Source organism: Desulfobulbus rhabdoformis (assembly GCF_016919065.1).
Classification (GTDB): Bacteria; Desulfobacterota; Desulfobulbia; order Desulfobulbales; family Desulfobulbaceae; genus Desulfobulbus; species Desulfobulbus rhabdoformis.
In genome coordinates this window covers 42,695-59,090 of record NZ_JAFFQA010000013.1, presented here as the reverse complement: position 1 = coordinate 59,090, position 16,396 = coordinate 42,695, and the positions used below count along the sequence as shown (strand labels likewise).

General features: G+C 45.6%; 18 protein-coding genes. 12 read left to right on the top strand and 6 right to left on the bottom strand.

The genetic code is table 11. The features are described from left to right. Nucleotides 1-22: 22 nt before the first annotated feature. The 6 genes from JWJ90_RS09000 to JWJ90_RS08975 form a co-directional block, all read right to left on the bottom strand. On the bottom strand, nucleotides 23-628 hold the full coding sequence (locus JWJ90_RS09000) for a hypothetical protein (protein ID WP_205226887.1): 606 nt from the start codon (nucleotides 626-628) through the stop codon (nucleotides 23-25). Between the two features lie 34 nt (nucleotides 629-662). Then, a complete protein-coding gene (locus tag JWJ90_RS08995) occupies nucleotides 663-1,055 on the bottom strand; it encodes a type IV pilus modification PilV family protein (protein WP_275889085.1) in 393 nt (130 codons plus the stop codon). Between the two features lie 12 nt (nucleotides 1,056-1,067). Beyond that, nucleotides 1,068-1,745, bottom strand: a complete 678-nt coding sequence (locus JWJ90_RS08990) for a prepilin-type N-terminal cleavage/methylation domain-containing protein (protein WP_205226885.1) — start codon at nucleotides 1,743-1,745, stop codon at nucleotides 1,068-1,070. A gap of 11 nt (nucleotides 1,746-1,756) precedes the next feature. Further along, nucleotides 1,757-2,296: a GspH/FimT family pseudopilin gene (locus JWJ90_RS08985; protein ID WP_205226884.1), complete on the bottom strand. Its 540-nt coding sequence runs from the start codon at nucleotides 2,294-2,296 to the stop codon at nucleotides 1,757-1,759. Between the two features lie 214 nt (nucleotides 2,297-2,510). Further along, entirely contained in the window at nucleotides 2,511-3,896 is a 1,386-nt protein-coding gene (locus JWJ90_RS08980) for a sigma-54-dependent transcriptional regulator (RefSeq protein ID WP_205226883.1), read from the bottom strand. Next, the gene (locus JWJ90_RS08975) at nucleotides 3,883-5,427 is read right to left on the bottom strand and encodes a sensor histidine kinase (RefSeq protein ID WP_205226882.1); all 1,545 of its coding nucleotides are present in this window, start codon (nucleotides 5,425-5,427) and stop codon (nucleotides 3,883-3,885) included. The genes JWJ90_RS08980 and JWJ90_RS08975 overlap by 14 nt, the downstream gene beginning before the upstream one ends. A 284-nt stretch (nucleotides 5,428-5,711) precedes the next feature. Here JWJ90_RS08975 and JWJ90_RS23525 point away from each other — a divergent pair, with 284 nt between their 5' ends. From JWJ90_RS23525 to gmd, 12 genes are all read left to right on the top strand, one after another. Beyond that, nucleotides 5,712-6,131 carry a prepilin-type N-terminal cleavage/methylation domain-containing protein gene (locus JWJ90_RS23525; protein ID WP_205226881.1) on the top strand — a complete coding sequence of 140 codons (420 nt, stop codon included), beginning with the start codon at nucleotides 5,712-5,714 and terminating at the stop codon, nucleotides 6,129-6,131. 170 nt (nucleotides 6,132-6,301) lie between these two features. After that, nucleotides 6,302-8,341: a tetratricopeptide repeat protein gene (locus JWJ90_RS08965; RefSeq protein WP_205226880.1), complete on the top strand. Its 2,040-nt coding sequence runs from the start codon at nucleotides 6,302-6,304 to the stop codon at nucleotides 8,339-8,341. A gap of 22 nt (nucleotides 8,342-8,363) precedes the next feature. Next, nucleotides 8,364-9,539: a vitamin K epoxide reductase/DsbA family protein gene (locus JWJ90_RS08960; protein WP_205226879.1), complete on the top strand. Its 1,176-nt coding sequence runs from the start codon at nucleotides 8,364-8,366 to the stop codon at nucleotides 9,537-9,539. Between the two features lie 15 nt (nucleotides 9,540-9,554). After that, nucleotides 9,555-9,944: a type VII toxin-antitoxin system MntA family adenylyltransferase antitoxin gene (gene mntA / locus JWJ90_RS08955; RefSeq protein WP_205226878.1), complete on the top strand. Its 390-nt coding sequence runs from the start codon at nucleotides 9,555-9,557 to the stop codon at nucleotides 9,942-9,944. Next, nucleotides 9,934-10,356: a type VII toxin-antitoxin system HepT family RNase toxin gene (hepT, locus tag JWJ90_RS08950; protein WP_205226877.1), complete on the top strand. Its 423-nt coding sequence runs from the start codon at nucleotides 9,934-9,936 to the stop codon at nucleotides 10,354-10,356. The genes mntA and hepT overlap by 11 nt, the downstream gene beginning before the upstream one ends. After that, nucleotides 10,343-12,037: an ArnT family glycosyltransferase gene (locus JWJ90_RS08945; RefSeq protein WP_205226876.1), complete on the top strand. Its 1,695-nt coding sequence runs from the start codon at nucleotides 10,343-10,345 to the stop codon at nucleotides 12,035-12,037. The genes hepT and JWJ90_RS08945 overlap by 14 nt, the downstream gene beginning before the upstream one ends. 30 nt (nucleotides 12,038-12,067) lie before the next feature. Next, nucleotides 12,068-12,811 (top strand): Fic family protein, encoded by a 744-nt coding sequence (locus JWJ90_RS08940; RefSeq protein WP_240194841.1) that lies wholly within the window; start codon nucleotides 12,068-12,070, stop codon nucleotides 12,809-12,811. 112 nt (nucleotides 12,812-12,923) lie between these two features. Further along, nucleotides 12,924-13,475: a winged helix-turn-helix domain-containing protein gene (locus tag JWJ90_RS08935; protein WP_205226875.1), complete on the top strand. Its 552-nt coding sequence runs from the start codon at nucleotides 12,924-12,926 to the stop codon at nucleotides 13,473-13,475. Then, nucleotides 13,475-13,882: a nucleotidyltransferase substrate binding protein gene (locus tag JWJ90_RS08930; RefSeq protein WP_240194840.1), complete on the top strand. Its 408-nt coding sequence runs from the start codon at nucleotides 13,475-13,477 to the stop codon at nucleotides 13,880-13,882. The genes JWJ90_RS08935 and JWJ90_RS08930 overlap by 1 nt, the downstream gene beginning before the upstream one ends. After that, entirely contained in the window at nucleotides 13,818-14,195 is a 378-nt protein-coding gene (locus JWJ90_RS23920) for a nucleotidyltransferase domain-containing protein (protein WP_420828900.1), read from the top strand. The genes JWJ90_RS08930 and JWJ90_RS23920 overlap by 65 nt, the downstream gene beginning before the upstream one ends. 89 nt (nucleotides 14,196-14,284) lie before the next feature. Further along, entirely contained in the window at nucleotides 14,285-15,253 is a 969-nt protein-coding gene (gene fcl / locus JWJ90_RS08920) for a GDP-L-fucose synthase (RefSeq protein WP_338032307.1), read from the top strand. Beyond that, nucleotides 15,229-16,386 (top strand): GDP-mannose 4,6-dehydratase, encoded by a 1,158-nt coding sequence (gmd, locus tag JWJ90_RS08915; protein WP_240194839.1) that lies wholly within the window; start codon nucleotides 15,229-15,231, stop codon nucleotides 16,384-16,386. Before fcl ends, gmd begins: the two co-directional genes overlap by 25 nt. The last annotated feature ends 10 nt before the right edge of the window (nucleotides 16,387-16,396 follow it).

Here is a 16,396-nt window from a genome sequence, read left to right as displayed (position 1 = left end):
CCTCGAAATGTATGAGAGAATATCAGTGCTCAATTCTTCGTTTATAGCCAATAAGGATCACTGACTTCCCGTCGTTGTCCTCTGAAAGACCGATGGCATCAAATCGATAAAGACGACTCTTTGTTTGCGTAATGCCTAAGGATTCCTGTTCAGCAATAGGGAGCATAATAGCAGAACGGTAGGTCTCTGAGCCGATATCAGATTTTTCAAAAGAAGGGTTGGCAAGCTTTTCAGTTGCGTCAAATTTGCCATTCCCATTTGAATCCGTATAAAAATCATTTTTGTCAATTACGCCATCCCCACTTTCATCCAAGAGATCGACTATATCTGCCATCTCTTCGCTATCTATTCCAACCACCAAATCCTTGTTGGTTGAAGTAGAAGATATGAGGTTAGGATTTAAATCATCGATATCATCATTATCTTTACTCGCCAATTTTTGTAGCCCTTCCAGCGCTGCGGATTCGGCCAAGGAAAAGTTTTGCTCAAAAAGGGCCTCGCTACGAAGCATGGCCTTTTCATTGATGGTCGTATCTGTAGCCGAAATGGCAACAAAGGTAAGCAACAGGAGAATGAGCAGTGCGGCAACGATCGCGGTCCCTTGCTCTTCATTAAGTAATCTTGTCATATCCGGCCTCTTCATCCTTCAAAAAAAGAAACTATTACATCGATGATAATGTGCGGGTAATAACTATCGTCGAGACTGTTCTATTATTCCATAAAACAGTCACATCTACCTTCTTGGTGTCTGGAACCTTTGCAGAGTTATCGCTCACCAACCAACGAACAGTGTACGGACCTTCATTATCGGTTTTTGCAGTCCCGCTAACTATCAAATCAGCGTCTGTATACGAGATCGCTCGCAAACGTTCCACACGATCCATCGCCCAGGTATACGCTTCTGTTTGTCTTCGCGAACTGTTGTTGTACGCCATGTCGCGGGTCTGCAGCGCCACAATTGACATAATACCAATACCGAGAATAACCATGGCCATGGTTACCTCTATTAAAGTAAACCCCTTCTCCCCCTGAACCTTATTTCTGGATTGCCTCATGATGCCCTCTCTTTAGCCATTTCTTATCAACACACGAAAATCCAACTGTTGTTCTTGGGCATCTGCACTGACCTTTGTAGGTTCCTCAACCTGTGCGTTAATTATCACCCGGACCGTATCGATCTTTTCAAGTTTACCAAGCGTAGCCAGATCTGCCCCTGTCAACTCCGTACCGTTAATATCGTAATAACGAAGGCGAAAACCTGTGACTCCAGCCATGAGTGGCTGCCCCCCTGCCCCAACATCACGCCTCAGGCACCCGGGAGTTGTCGTGCCCGAAGCCATCACACCACCAACCGCTCCTTCACAATCATCATTTGTTCGGTAATAGCTGATATCTTCACGGGGATCATTGGCATCTCCATCAGGCTCCAAAAGGCCATCACCATCTCCATTGTCCGTGTCAGCGGTAAAATGAAAGGAATTATCATCTGTATCGTATCGATCGTTCGCATCAACTTGAAAACCAAATGTTCTTTTCAAAAGAGGGTCACAGCCAGCAGTGCGGAGTTCATACACCATGAGCTGCTTGACTGCCCGGAGGTCTTGGGCAAGATCAACCATCATCTCCTGTGCTGCATGATGATGCCCCGTGGCACTGAACATACGGACAACACCAGTCAAGACAACACCGAGAATGACCATCGCAATCAGCAATTCGACCAGGGTAAAACCTCGAGAATTATTCACCACACTCATCCTTACCACCCCACATGTACTCGGCCGGTTTGATTGACAGTGATATCGACAGAGAGGTCAACAGTACCATCATTTTTCCTATGGTTAACCGTAATGGTTTCAAGAGTTGTCGCATATCCACGAGGGTTAAAGGTTGGAGTCGGATTGGAAGCAACGGTGACGTTATTATAGTCTGCCAGCGAAACATTTTTCACGCGGCGACCACTCCCTTCAATGGTTGCCTGCTGTGCAGTGGAAAGACAATTTGCGCCATTGGACTCCCATGCGGTGTACATTGTCTGTCCGCTATCTATAATCTGATATGCGTTGCCACAGAAAAGCACCCTACATTCTCTGCGAATTTCAAGTGCCCGCATCTTGGCCTTATTCAAATCCGAGGCAATTCTGGAAACGGCACCGCGGAATTCATATCCAGGTTTCCAGCTTAAATAGCTTGGGATAGCAATCATGCTCATGATGCCGATTATGGCGACCACCACCATGACCTCCATGAGTGTAAAACCTTTTTCCGATGCGTAAGAGTGTTTGTGCATTGTTTTCATTAAGGCCCTCCGCCCATTTCAATACAAAATGCAAACCAGGTTGGAGCGAAATCGACGAAAAATTGAATAACAACCTGTTCTTTTAATATAAATTCAGGAAATACAAACTTGAATCATCCAACAACGGCTCTGTAAAACAATTCAAATTATAAAAAAAATTAACACCAACTCCAGCTTTATTAATTTTTTTACTACCCCTCCATCTCCCTTTCTTTTACAAACCGATGCCGTACTCTTTGATTTTGCTCAGCAGGGAAGGATAGCTTATCTCGAGCAATTCCGAAGCTTTGGACTTATTCCCCCCCGTGGCTTCCAGTGCTCGACGAATAAGAGAGTTCTCCATAATTTTTTGTGCCTGCTTGATGCTGAACCCGCCAAAGTAATCATCAAGCCGTCGCCCTCCTGACTTAGCCCCAAATCCATCAGGTAGATTTTCCGGCAAAATTACTTTTTTCTCAGCAAGCACCACAGCCCGCTCTATAACATTTTCCAGCTCACGTACATTTCCCGGCCATTCTTGTTGCATCAAGAGCATCATAGCAGCAGGGGCGATTGAGGTTACCCTGGCACCAAGTCGCTTCGCATATCTTTTCAGGAAATGTTCACTCAGAAGAGGAATATCGCTCGCTCGCTCTCGAAGCGAAGGCAGCTTTATATGCACAACATTGAGCCTGTAGTAGAGATCTTGCCGAAAATGGCCAAGCTTAATCTCCTGCTCAAGATCTCGAGCAGTGGCAGCGATCACACGAACATCAATCTTGGTTGGGCTGCTCGCACCCACAGGATGCACTTCCCCCTCCTGCAATACACGAAGCAACTTGACTTGCAAGGCAAGGGGCAGCTCTCCAATTTCATCAAGAAGAAGCGTGCCTCCACTGGCCTTGACCAAAAGCCCACTTTTGTCGCGTTCAGCCCCTGTGAAAGAGCCTTTGACATAGCCAAACAGCTCACTTTCAATCAGGCTCTCTGGCAAGCTGCCGCAGTTGATAGCAACGAAACGATCAGCTTCTCTTCCACTCAGCTCATGAATTCCCTGGGCCACCAGCTCCTTACCCGTGCCACTTTCCCCTGTGATCAGCAACGTTGTCGGGTGTGGTGCAACCTTTCTTGCCAAAGCAAATATATCCAGCATCAACTTACTGCGGGCAACCATTCTGCCAAAGGAGCATTCTCCTTCAAAGGCTGCTACCTTCTCCCGAAGGAGTTGATTGTCCTTTTTGAGCTTTTCACGCTCTTCCGCCTTACGAAGCGTTAGCTCGATTTCATCAGCCTTAAAAGGTTTAGAGATATAGTCGTATGCACCTTGCCGCATTGCTTCGAGGGCCGTCTCGACGGTACCAAAGGCCGACATCATAATGATGGTCGTCTCAATATTCTGCTTGCAGACATGGCTCAAAAATTCCATACCATCCATTTGTGGCATACGGATGTCACAGAGAATGACCTCGTAGCCTGAATGCGCCAGAGCCCGCAAGCCTGACTCACCATTGGCAGCAACATCGACCTCATACCCCAGGCGCGTGAGCATAGAAAAAAGCATATGACGCATGTTTTCTTCGTCATCGATGACAAGCAGCCGTTTTGAACTAATCTGAGCCATGTGATACCTCAGCAGGTGACGGGGCAACTATGGGTATTTTTATAATCGCCTTTGCCCCATTTCCTTTCCGATTCGACAAAGTGATGGTGCCTTTCATCTGCTGCAGCAAAGCATAGGAAACAGAAAGCCCCAGGCCAGTGCCATCACCAGGGGCCTTGGTTGTATAAAAGGGGTCAAACAAGGCAGCAAGTTTCTCATCAGAAAGCCCACAACCGTTATCAGCTATGGTGAGTATAAAAAAGGGGGCACCTTCGATCTGTTGCCGGGAACTTTTCACAGCAATTTGCCCCTTCGGTCTTCCAGCAGCGGAAATAGCATCGGCACCATTTATCAAACAATTTAATAAGACCTGGAGGAGTTGATCGGGATCGCAGTAGATCTGTAGGCTGCCAGCGGAGAACTCGTTCTGGATATCAATTGAATCAAAGAGTGGCTGCGGCCGCAGAAGGGCAAGCGCATCCGTAATGACTTGATGAGGTTCAACCAGCACCTCCTTGCCGATTGCAGGCCTGGCAAAATCGAGAAGTTGGCGAATCAGGGTACTTATACGTTGCAACTCATGCTCAGCCCGTTGGCAAAATTCTTTACGTTCTTCAGAAGAAACCTCCCCCTGACCAAGCATGCCCAGATACCCCTGAACGATACCTACAGGATTGCCAATTTCATGGGCCATTCCTGCAGCCAATCGTCCAACAGAGGACAGCTTTTCTGCACGAATCATCTCTTGCTGAGTATTTTGCAGCTGGGTATTGGCTTGTTTCAGGGAGGTGAGGTGTTGTTCAAGTTTTTCCCTGTCAGTACGAATACGTCCAAGCATCTGCTGAAGAGAAACCTGAAGCTGGCCAAGTTCACTCGACTCCTGGAGCGCGAGAAAAGGGACTCCCTGTTCATCTTTATATGATTGCGTGAGTTGGAGAAGACGTTCAACAGGCTTTAAAAGAAACTGACGAATCCTGAAAAATCCTATAACAGTGAGAATAATCACATTAAAGAGTAGATACAGTGCGATATATCGCTGCAATGACCAAATATTACGATACAGTTCGTCAAGAGGGAAGCGTAACGCAACAGGATAATTGGACAGATCAGGCCCGGTAACACGTAAGCCTAAATCAAGATACTGTTTTCCGAAAACGGCCCCCCCCCATCGCTTTCCGATAAACCGACGAACCACAGTGTGTTGAGAAGTTGTATCAAGTAATTTTTTCAGCGAATCAAGGCTGTGTTCTTCAATCCCCCCCAAACAGAAAGGCGTCACCCCTTGTTTACGAACGCATCCTGCCAGCGCCCCGTGCTGATTCAAAGCCTCCTGAAGCAAGGCACGGGCATATTCACTTTCATAGCCAACAGAGAGGTAACGGTAAAATTGATGTTCAGCGAGCAAATGAAGGGCAAGCTCCTTCTCGCGTGAAAAGGAAAAGGCTGCCTCACGAGACCAAAAGGTCAGGGTGACAAAGAGAGTCAGGCCACTGGCCATCGACAAAAGAGTAAATAACAGTGTGATTATATGTGATTTTAAGCCAAGACGCATGCCACAGCCTTTTCTGCATCAGTTTCTAGGCAAAACTTGGGACCTCAAATATGACATTTTTTGTCACCTGTGACACTCAGTTGTCACTAAAAGTCAGCAACACCATGCTGTGATTGTATAGAACGAAGGAGGAAAAACAACCGAATACTTCTAACCGACCGAAAAACAATAAATTCACAGAAAAAAATCTGACAGGCGCAGCTATTGCATTAGATTTGACATCATACATATTGCCGACGAATCACCGTTCGGCACGACCAACACACATTTGGAGGGTTCAACCTATGACACTTAACAGACTGAGACTGCGGACAAAGGAAGAAGGCTTCACCCTGATCGAGTTAATGATCGTTATCGCGATTATCGGTATTTTGGCTGCTATTGCTATTCCGAATTTTGTTGCTTATAGAAATAAATCATTCTGCTCAGCAGCAGAAAGCGATGCCAACGCGGTTGCAGCTGCAATTTCTGATTATTTTGCAATTCCAACACATACTGATATAGCCACTGCAGACATTACCTACAAAGGTTCGAATGGAAACTCATTTACCATAGGCGCTGGTGATCCAAACACCGCAATTACCATAACAGTTACCGATGCCACCGGCAGATGCCCAAGTGATTATCAAAGCGCTAATTCAGCTGGAACAGCAGGTGACGGTTGGGATGGATCTTCTGTATATAGAAAGGTCCTGAGCATGTAATCATTTTCAATTTTAATTAGAATAATATTTAAGATATCAATTCAAACATTTCTCTCTCAAAAAAGCCTACAAGCTTCACCTGTAGGCTTTTTTATTTTTTACAACATACAAAAAACTACTTAGTGCAACAAAAAAAACTTCAAGGGTAATATATGAGATTCATATCCCCTATGAAATTATATTTAACTCTACTAGTGCTTATAGCCTATTCAAATTCTTTCGACACAACTTGGGCACTTGATGACTTTCCTAACATTCTCAACAACTTCCCAATTCACATAAACAGCTTTCTTCCAGAAGCGCTCAAAGGTTCCTTTTTTGCAAAACCCTTTACAGAGGGGAATTTATATCGTCCTGTCTCAAATTTTTCTTTTGCTCTCAATTGGTATTTTTGCGGGAATAATCCTATAGGATTCCACATTGTTAATATATTTATACATATTTGCACAACCATCATCCTTTTTTCCAGCAGCACGCTTCTTCTTCAAACTGCAAGAGTAGAACCAACTATCCAAAAAAATGCCCGTGAAATAGCCTTACTTGCCAGCATTTTCTGGGCAATCAATCCGATACAAACACAAGCCGTCACCTATATTGTTCAGCGAATGGCCTCAATGGCCGCCATGTTTTTCATCCTTTCCTTGTATAGTTACATTAAAGCTCGACATGCACACAGAAAAAGCGAAAGAATACTTTTTTTCCTTTTATCATTAGTTACATTTCTCCTTGCATGTGGCTGCAAGGAAAACGGAATAACCTTGATCCCAACAATTCTCATAGTTGAATATTTTTTTCTATATAAATCAAATGGTAAGTATTCAAAAACCGCATTAAAAATATGGCTTTTCCTGACGATTTGTTTTTTTATTGCCGGTATCTATTACATTATCAGCCACAATCTTCTTTATTATCTCAATCAACCTATTGGCAGCCGCCCTTTCTCAATTGGGGAACGACTTTTAACACAACCATCAATTCTCCTTTTTTACCTTTCACTCCTTTTTTTTCCTTCTCCTGAACGTCTTACCATCGATCATAGCTTTCCCCTGTCAACATCTCTCTGGCACCCATGGACGACACTACCAGCGATCATTATACTTTTTAGCCTGATTATTTTTGCCCTTCTACAAGGGAGGAAAAAACCTTTCCTCTGTTTTGCGATTCTGTTTTTTTTAGTCAATCATATAGTAGAATCATCGTTCATTCCACTGGAGATGATATTTGAACATCGAAACTATCTACCATCGATGTTCCTCTTTCTTCCAGTTGCCACAGGGCTCTGCTCAGCAATTGAAAAGACCAGGCAATCAAAAAGACTAATTCATACCGCCCTTCTTTTTTCCATACCCGTTATTCTCATGACTCTCGGACTCGGCACCTACAGTCGCAACAAAGCCTGGGCGAGCGAAGAATCACTTTGGATTGACGCACTCCACAAGGCTTCGACAAATGCCAGGCCTTATGCCAAACTTGGGGAGATTTACGGTTGGCAAAAAGAAAAAAATCCTAAAAACCTACGAACAGCTGTTACACTCTTGGAAAAAGCGATCCTGCTTGAAAGTCCAAGAAAATCCTTCAAAGCAGCCATTGTCGGCAATATCGGAAAAATTTATGCAAATTATGGGCTGCTTGATTTAGCCATACTCAACTATCAACGATCTCTGGATATCAACCCAAATTTCATTACCTCCCGTTTTGATCTAGCAAATGCCCTTGCTCTACAGGGCAGGTTTACCGAAGCGCTCGATCAAGTGAATAAAATAATAGCAAAAAACGATTTACAAAGCCGATTTTTTAATCTAAAGACCCTCCTTCTCTTATGGCTTGACCGCCCCAAAGAGGCAGCCATCGCAAGCAGCCAGACCATACGCCGCACCATGGTGAACAAAGAAAGATATTTCTACAACTGCGGGGTAAGCCTCACCAGGGCGGGTTCTCTCAGCCAAGGTCACTGGTTTCTCAGACAGGCCTTAAAGCTCTTTCCTGGTGACAGAAGAGTATTGTACAGCTTGATTGAAAACCGAACCTTAGCAAACGATTTTACAATCGCAAAAAACTATGCATCCCAATTGGTTAGTTTGCATAGCCTTCCAGCGATCAAGGCAGATCTCGAAACATTACCGAAAGAGTATTCTTCTGTGCCCGTCAATGTACCAATCATCACCCCATTTATCGACGAAGCAACCAGAGAAGCGCTCACCGCTCACTGATAAATTCGATTTCATTACCATAATGGCACGTTTACTGACACATACATCGGATCATTTGCCGTATCGCTTTTACACCATTCCAGTATTGATCCTTATACTTCTTGGTGTAATTGATACAGGCTACCTCGCCTGGCTTCATTACCAAAATTACACAAACCTCTCTTTTTCCAGCTTCTGCGCCCTATCAAAATCCATTAACTGCGATACTGTCGCACAAAGCCCTTGGTCAATATTTTGGGGGCTACCTCTGGCCTTATGGGGCCTAGGGGGGTACACGCTCTTTCTGATTCTCTTTTCAGCCATCTTTAGAGATGATGCAGCCCAAAAAAAGACTGTCTGGTATCTGTTTTTTTTGCTCGCATTATTTTTTTCAGGCATATCCCTGTATTTGGGTTACATTTCCGCTACACTTATAAGAGCACACTGTATTCTCTGCATGGTTAGCTATGCCTTGAACTTTTCCCTGCTCCTTTACAGCTGGCTGATTATTCGGCGATTCTGCGAACCAGCCTCCCCCCAAGGTATTGTCTCCGCCATACGATCAATCAGTCAAAGCCCAGCCCGTAGAGGTGGCCTCCTGTGCATCTGCGGTGCCTTTATCCTTGCCCGATTGATTATCCCTCCCTACTGGTTGTACACGCCTCCCACTACAACCAGCCAGCTCACACATGGGGTCACCGAACAAGGCCACCCGTGGATTGGTGCCGAGCACCCACAGCTAACCATCCATGAATACACAGATTATCAGTGTTTCCAATGTAGTAAAGTTCATCTTTTTCTCCGCCAACTGATCATGGAACACCCAAAAACAATTCGCCTGGTTCACCACCATTACCCAATGGACCATGCTTTCAATAATGTCATCGTACCAGAGCCTTTTCATGTGGGTTCAGGTAAAATGGCCATGATAGGTATCTTTGCAGCAAGTAGAGATAAATTCTGGAAGATGAATGATGCACTGTATACTATGGGGAGAAAGAAAGAAGCGTTTAACACGCGAACACTGGCAGAGATGACTGGTATGCATGCAGGAGAACTTGCCGCAGCAACCCGCAGCGAGTTTATTCGTAACATACTTCTTTATGATATTCGTGAAGGAATGAAGCTTGAGATTATCGGAACCCCTACTTTTGTTATCAACGGAAAAGTGTACCCAGGTGCGATACCCGCTGAAATACTGCACCCCTATCTTCACTAACAATACTGAATAGAGATGCCTGAAAAGCAACTTTCTGACATCTGCCGGTTACTTGCAACAGAACCCCACCTGGAGTTCGCCGTATTGATCGGTAGCCGAGCCAATGGTACATCTTCACTAACGAGTGATTGGGACTTCGCCTTTCAATGGCAAAGGCACATAGACTGGCTGGAACAGTTACGTCTCACCGAAACTCTGCGTCACAACTTGGCCAACAGACTAAACCTTCCAGAAACAGCTATTGATCTTGTCGATACCCCTCGAGCAAACCTTGCAATGCGGGCCGAAATTGCCAATAACGGAATCGTCATCCTTGGTGAAGATGGCCTGCCATGGCAACGATTTCTCCAAAGAACTTGGCGAGAGCTTGAAGAATACTACTGGGAAGATATCTATGCGCACTGACCTCTATCATGCTGAAACCAAGCGCATTGCGGCGCAACAAGGGGCATTGTTAGACGAGGCCCGAGCACGTTTACTCACCTCCCAACATCTCTCTCCCTTGGAGCAGAATGGAGTTTTACATAGTCTGCAAGTACTTATTGAAAATTCCATTGGCAAAGCCAAGCAGCAACTAAAAGCACATGGGAAAGAAGTCCCGATCTCGGCTTATGATGCCTTTGAAGCCTTAGCGAGAATTAATGGAATCAATAGAACGCAACTAGATCAATGGCATGCCATAATCGGGCTGCGCAACCGTATTGTTCATGACTACATGAACATGGATATGGATAGAATTCTCTCCTTGATTAAACAGGGGCAGTACCAATTTATAGTCGATTTTCTCAAAGCCCCGCTCAACAATGAAACATCCTGAAAAAATAGTCACCTGGGGGCTTATTCTCCTTCTCCTTGCGCTTGTCTTCAGCACTTTCCTCCTTGGTTCAGTTCCTCCTGTAGATCGAGACGCTCTCACCCACCACCTCTTTGTCCCCAATCTATGGCTGAAGAACGGTGGCATATACGAGATTCCAGAGATCCCGTTCTCCTACTACCCCATGAATCTCGACCTGCTCTATACGCTTTCGCTTGCTTTAGGCAACGACATTATACCCAAATATATCCATTACCTCTTTGCCCTGTTCACCGCCCTGCTGCTCTATCATCACCTCAACAAACGTCTTGGTCGCTTATACGGAATATTCGGTGCCATATTCTTTCTCTCCGTGCCCATCATCGTTAAACTTTCGATTACGGTCTATGTAGACCTTGGGCTCGTTTTTTTCACCACAACCTCTTTACTGTTGCTCCTTTCCTGGGCAAGACAGCACTTTCCCTTAAAAACGCTCATAACAGCAGGCCTCTGTTGCGGCCTAGCGGCTGGGACTAAATACAATGGCCTGGTGTCCATAGTTGTTCTCACCCTCCTTGTTCCTGTTATCTTTCAACGAAATTGCAGAAAAGAAAACCAAAGTAATCTGCGAGCATTGTTGTACACTTCTCTATTTTTACTTGCCTCACTCACCGCTTTATCCCCCTGGTTTGTTCGCAACTATGTCTGGACGGGCAATCCGATATACCCTCTCCACAATTCGCTTTTTCAGCAAAAAAATACGACTAAAATAAACGCTCAAAAGCAGGGCGAAAAAAACATTGCCAGCCAGCTCAAAAAACTCTCTAGCAAAGCAGGCGGTCCTTTCATCGCACGAAAAATTCTCTACCAAGAGACCTGGTGGCAGGCGAGCCTACTGCCCATACGATTCTTTTTTGAAGGACAAGACGACAACCCACGGTATTTTGACGGCAAGCTCACCCCGTTTTTGTTTATCCTGCCGATCCTAGCTTTTGCTTTCCGCCCTCAAGACAGACGACAGCGACAAGAACAGAACATTTTACTCTGGTTTTCTCTGCTCTACTTCTTCTTTACCTTTTTCCAGGAGGCAATGCGGATACGATATATCGTGCCCATTGTCCCGCCCCTCACTATTCTATCGATGTATGGACTTCGTGGACTGGTGCAACGAATACGTCTACCTGAGACCATTAACTCCCCCCCTGCTTCCTTAAGCATGGCCTGCTTGGGCATCCTCATGCTGGGGTATAATGTACAGTATCTATACACCCAATTTTCTACAGTCCAACCTCTTTCCTACGTGCTTGGCAAAACAAACCGCGAACAATATATAACCACCTTTCGCCCTGAATATCCTGCGATCCAATTCGCCAACAACACTGTGAAAATGGATGCAAAAGTGCTCTGTCTCTTTCTCGGTAATCGGGGATATTACATGAAATTTCAACCGGTGTTTGAACAGCCTTATACTTCGGGGAGCATCCTGGCTAATTTTCTTTCCGGGACTGATTCAACACAGACCGTTCTTGATGAAATGCGGCAACACAACATCCAGTACATTCTACTCAGAACCGATTTGACACTTCGATGGCTGCACCAGTTAAATGAAACCAAGCGCCAACGAGTAACCCCACTCTTTGCCCAATCCGATCAACCACTTTGGAGTGGTAATGGGTACCTTGTCCTGTCATTGCCGAAACCATGAATCCGTGACGGCGGGTGGCCACCGACTAATATGCTTGCGGATTCTAGGAAAAAGCTAACACCTACTAGAAAAATGGATTTATCAGATAATCACTGGAACATGATCCCCAATAAAAAACTAGCCATACACCTCGCCATTCGAGAGATACCAGCGCTGGTTTACGAGGCAGTCAACCTAGAAGGTGTCGCCATCACCCTCCCTGAAGTACAAACCATTCTTGACGGGATAACCGTTGGTGGCCACAAAATAAGTGACCAAAATATGGTCATTAACCAGGCAAACACCTGGAGACACCTTTTCACGATGATCAGTGACAATAAATTTGAATTCTCAAAATCAATAGCTCTAGAGTTGCATAGTATTGCCGGAAAAGAGGAAGCATTTGAGTGGGGCGTATTTCGTTCTGGAAATGTGACCATCAGTGGCACCGATTATGCTCCGCCATCTCCCGAACTACTCGATACAATTTGGCTAGAAATCGAATCTAAAATCAAACAAATAGGAGATATCTACGACCGAGCAATCACAGCATTCTTACAAATGGCCAGAACCCAATTTTTTTGGGATGTCAATAAACGCATGGGGCGTTTCATGATGAACGGCATACTGCTCGATGCGGGGTATCCCGCCATCAATGTCCCAGTAAAAAAGCAGCTCGAATTCAACACGCTTATGCTGAACTTCTTTTCGTCAAACGATATGCAAGCAATGAACTCTTTTCTGCGTAATTGTTTAGACAAAAGAATTATTAAAAATTTTCACAAAAATATTTAATTTCAGTCAATTAACTTCAAAAAGATCGCAATAAAAGAATTTAGCATACTCCACTTGACATTCTCTCCGCCAAAATGGATACTGTTCTAAATAACAGAACAAAACTATCCATATGATTTCACTTTTCTCTGGCCTGATCACCTCTAAAACGCGCATCAAAATACTGATGCGCCTTTTTTTCAACCCGAACGGGTCGGCTTACCTGCGCGAACTCGCCAACGACTTTCAGGTCTCCCCAAGCCATATCAAAGAAGAACTTGATCAGTTACGCGAGGCTAAACTTTTGGTGAGCAACAAGGAAGGGAGGCAGGTTTTTTTCTCGGCCAACCAGGAACATCCGTTGTTCAACGAGCTGCAGTCCATGGTCAAAAAAGCCTTGGGCATGGACCAGATCCTAAATTCCATGATCTCTCGCCTGGGGAATCTGCAACAGGCCTTCTTGATTGACGACTACGCTGTTGGCAAGGATACCGGCATTATTGACCTCGTTCTTATTGGCGACATAGACAAAACAAACCTTGTGGATCTCACCACCAAAACCGAGCGGTATATCGAACGAAAAATCAGAACGCTCATCATGACAACGGACGAATATAAAAAAAACGCGGCCATTTTCAACAACCGGCCCCAATTTATACTGTGGAAAAACAAGTTAACTAACTGATGAAATTCAAAGAAATACGCTGGCAACAAAGAAATCAAAATCTACAAAAGGCCTTTAAACAACTCAATAAAGGTCTTTCCATCACTACACCGAGTGATATAGAGATCCAGGGAATCATCCAAAGTTTTGAATTTACCTTTGAGCTGTGCTGGAAAACACTGAAAGACTACCTGGAAAGCCAGGGTGTGGATTCATCATTTCCCAGAGAAGTTATCAAACAGGCCTTCCACTATGAAATACTCGAAAACGGTGATATTTGGCTGCAAATGCTCACAAAGCGGAATTTTTTGGCACATACCTACGATGAGGCAATGGCAAAGGATGCCTACTCATTGATAAAAAATGATTTTTTCCCCTATATTCAACAGCTCGTTGCCTGGTTCGATGCACAATCTCACGAGAGGTAACATCATTCACCTGAACCCAAAATACATTGCCTCTATCATCTCTATCGCCAAACGAGACAAGGCTATAAAAAAAGTGGTTCTCTTCGGATCATGGGCAATGGGCAATGCAAAACCAGGTTCAGATATCGACATTGCTCTCTTTGGGAAGAATATAAATAAACATACAGTGGCATCATTTCAAATGGCACTTGAAGAGGAGACCACCATACCTCATTTTTTTGATATACTGCATTTTGAATCACTTTCGAACACGGACTTAATCAAACATATAGTGGAATATGGGGTTCAGATATATTCTTCTCCGAGCAATTGAAATTTCAATTACTGATTAATGGTGTTTTGGTTATTTTCAAGTTTCTAACCTGAATATCACATCCGATCTAACGCCTTCACAAGCCAACTATGTGCCATACACCAATGATATACGTCGCCGGACACCGCGGCATGGTAGGATCAGCCATAATCAAAGCACTTCATGCCACGGAAAACGCAAATATCGTCGTCCGCACCCACGATGAACTGGATCTGACCAATCAAAGGGCGGTACGCGACTTTTTCGGAGCCACCAGGCCAGATCAGGTCTATCTTGCAGCAGCTCGGGTGGGCGGTATTCAGGCCAACTCCTTATTTCCGGCAGAGTTCATCTATCAAAACCTGATGATGGAGGCGAACGTCATCCATGAGGCATGGCGGTCGGGTGTAAAAAAACTTCTCTTTCTCGGCTCAAGCTGCATCTATCCAAGACTTGCAGATCAACCAATAGCGGAAGACGCACTACTGACCGGTTCTCTGGAACCGACCAATGAACCCTATGCCATCGCCAAAATTGCTGGCATCAAGCTCTGCGAAAGTTACAACCGACAGTATAGCAGCAGCCACGGGACAGATTACCGTAGCGTCATGCCCACCAATCTCTACGGTCCCGGTGACAACTACCATCCAGAACACAGTCATGTGATACCTGCCCTTATTCGCCGGTTCCATGAAGCCAAGCTGAACAACTCTCCCTCAGTCGCCATATGGGGCACCGGTACACCTAGGCGCGAATTTCTCCATGTCGACGACCTGGCTGCCGCCTGCATCCACGTAATGAACCTGCCGCAGGAAGTGATATCCCGCCATACTACCCCGATGCAGAGCCATATCAATGTCGGCTACGGCAGCGACATCAGTATAGCTGAGCTAGCTACGACTATCGCAGGGATCGTCGGTTATTGCGGCAATATCACCTACGATACGACAAAACCTGATGGTACCCCACAAAAACTGCTCAACACCCGCCTCCTGCAAGCCCTTGGTTGGCAGGCAACAATCAACCTGGAACAAGGGCTCAGGCAGACCTACGAATGGTATCAACAAGAAAGGATGTGAACCCCATGCAGGATTCCCCCAAGGTCGCCCTCATCACCGGCATTACCGGACAGGACGGTTCCTATCTGGCAGAATTTCTCCTTAAAAAAGGATACCATGTACATGGCATTAAACGCCGGGCCAGTTCCTTTAACACCCAACGTATCGATCACCTCTATCAGGATCCTCATCAGGAAAACCTTCGCTTTCATCTCCACTACGGCGATCTCACCGATACGGGAAACCTGATCCGCATTATCCAGGAAGTCCAGCCCAACGAGATCTACAACCTGGCAGCGCAAAGCCATGTCAAGGTCAGCTTTGACAGCCCCGAGTACACCGCAAATGTCGACGCCCTAGGTACCCTGCGACTCCTGGAGGCAATCCGCATCCTCGGCCTGGAAAGGAAAACCCGTTTCTACCAGGCCAGCACCAGCGAGTTATTCGGCCAGGTACAGGAAGCTCCCCAAAATGAGACTACCCCATTTTACCCCCGCAGCCCCTATGCGGTGGCAAAACTCTACGCCTACTGGATCACGGTCAACTACCGGGAAGCCTATGGCCTGTACGCCTGCAACGGCATCCTGTTCAACCATGAAAGTTCCCGGCGCGGTGAAACCTTTGTCACCCGCAAGATTACCCGTGGACTGGCCAATATTGCGCAAGGCTTGGAAGACTGCCTCTACCTAGGCAACCTTGATGCCCTTCGCGACTGGGGACATGCACAGGATTACATAGAAATGCAGTGGCTAATGCTGCAACAGGACCAGCCGGAGGATTTCGTGATTGCCACGGGCCGCCAATACAGCGTGCGTCAGTTCATCCTCTGGGCCGCTGAGGAACTGGGGGTCACCCTGCAATTCAAGGGACAAGGAGCTGATGAATATGCGGTGGTCGCATCCATCACAGGTGAAAATACCCCCAATTTACAAGCTGGCCAAACCGTTATCCGGGTCGACCCAAAATATTTCAGACCGACTGAGGTGGAGACACTGCTGGGAGATCACAGCAAGGCCAGGGAAAAACTCGGCTGGACACCTAAAATCAGCACCCGGGATATGTGCAGAGAAATGGTAGCACACGATCTCCAGCAAGCTCAACGTGAAGCATTATTGTTGCGAAATGGGTACCAATCGAACATGAGTATGGAATAATCCGAAAAGT

Bases quoted from the DNA above. Each gene is read 5' to 3' on its own strand.
- JWJ90_RS23920 (WP_420828900.1), top strand. From the start codon at position 13,818: ATGATTTTTTCCCCTATATTCAACAGCTCGTTGCCTGGTTCGATGCAC.
- JWJ90_RS08945 (WP_205226876.1), top strand. From the start codon at position 10,343: ATGAAACATCCTGAAAAAATAGTCACCTGGGGGCTTATTCTCCTTCTC.
- fcl (WP_338032307.1), top strand. From the start codon at position 14,285: ATGTGCCATACACCAATGATATACGTCGCCGGACACCGCGGCATGGTA.
- JWJ90_RS08965 (WP_205226880.1), top strand. From the start codon at position 6,302: ATGAAATTATATTTAACTCTACTAGTGCTTATAGCCTATTCAAATTCT.
- JWJ90_RS08995 (WP_275889085.1), bottom strand. From the start codon at position 1,055: ATGAGGCAATCCAGAAATAAGGTTCAGGGGGAGAAGGGGTTTACTTTA.
- JWJ90_RS08985 (WP_205226884.1), bottom strand. From the start codon at position 2,296: ATGAAAACAATGCACAAACACTCTTACGCATCGGAAAAAGGTTTTACA.
- JWJ90_RS08980 (WP_205226883.1), bottom strand. From the start codon at position 3,896: ATGGCTCAGATTAGTTCAAAACGGCTGCTTGTCATCGATGACGAAGAA.
- JWJ90_RS08975 (WP_205226882.1), bottom strand. From the start codon at position 5,427: ATGCGTCTTGGCTTAAAATCACATATAATCACACTGTTATTTACTCTT.
- JWJ90_RS08935 (WP_205226875.1), top strand. From the start codon at position 12,924: ATGATTTCACTTTTCTCTGGCCTGATCACCTCTAAAACGCGCATCAAA.
- JWJ90_RS08940 (WP_240194841.1), top strand. From the start codon at position 12,068: ATGCTTGCGGATTCTAGGAAAAAGCTAACACCTACTAGAAAAATGGAT.
- JWJ90_RS23525 (WP_205226881.1), top strand. From the start codon at position 5,712: ATGACACTTAACAGACTGAGACTGCGGACAAAGGAAGAAGGCTTCACC.
- mntA (WP_205226878.1), top strand. From the start codon at position 9,555: ATGCCTGAAAAGCAACTTTCTGACATCTGCCGGTTACTTGCAACAGAA.
- JWJ90_RS08930 (WP_240194840.1), top strand. From the start codon at position 13,475: ATGAAATTCAAAGAAATACGCTGGCAACAAAGAAATCAAAATCTACAA.
- gmd (WP_240194839.1), top strand. From the start codon at position 15,229: ATGGTATCAACAAGAAAGGATGTGAACCCCATGCAGGATTCCCCCAAG.
- JWJ90_RS08960 (WP_205226879.1), top strand. From the start codon at position 8,364: ATGGCACGTTTACTGACACATACATCGGATCATTTGCCGTATCGCTTT.
- hepT (WP_205226877.1), top strand. From the start codon at position 9,934: ATGCGCACTGACCTCTATCATGCTGAAACCAAGCGCATTGCGGCGCAA.
- JWJ90_RS09000 (WP_205226887.1), bottom strand. From the start codon at position 628: ATGACAAGATTACTTAATGAAGAGCAAGGGACCGCGATCGTTGCCGCA.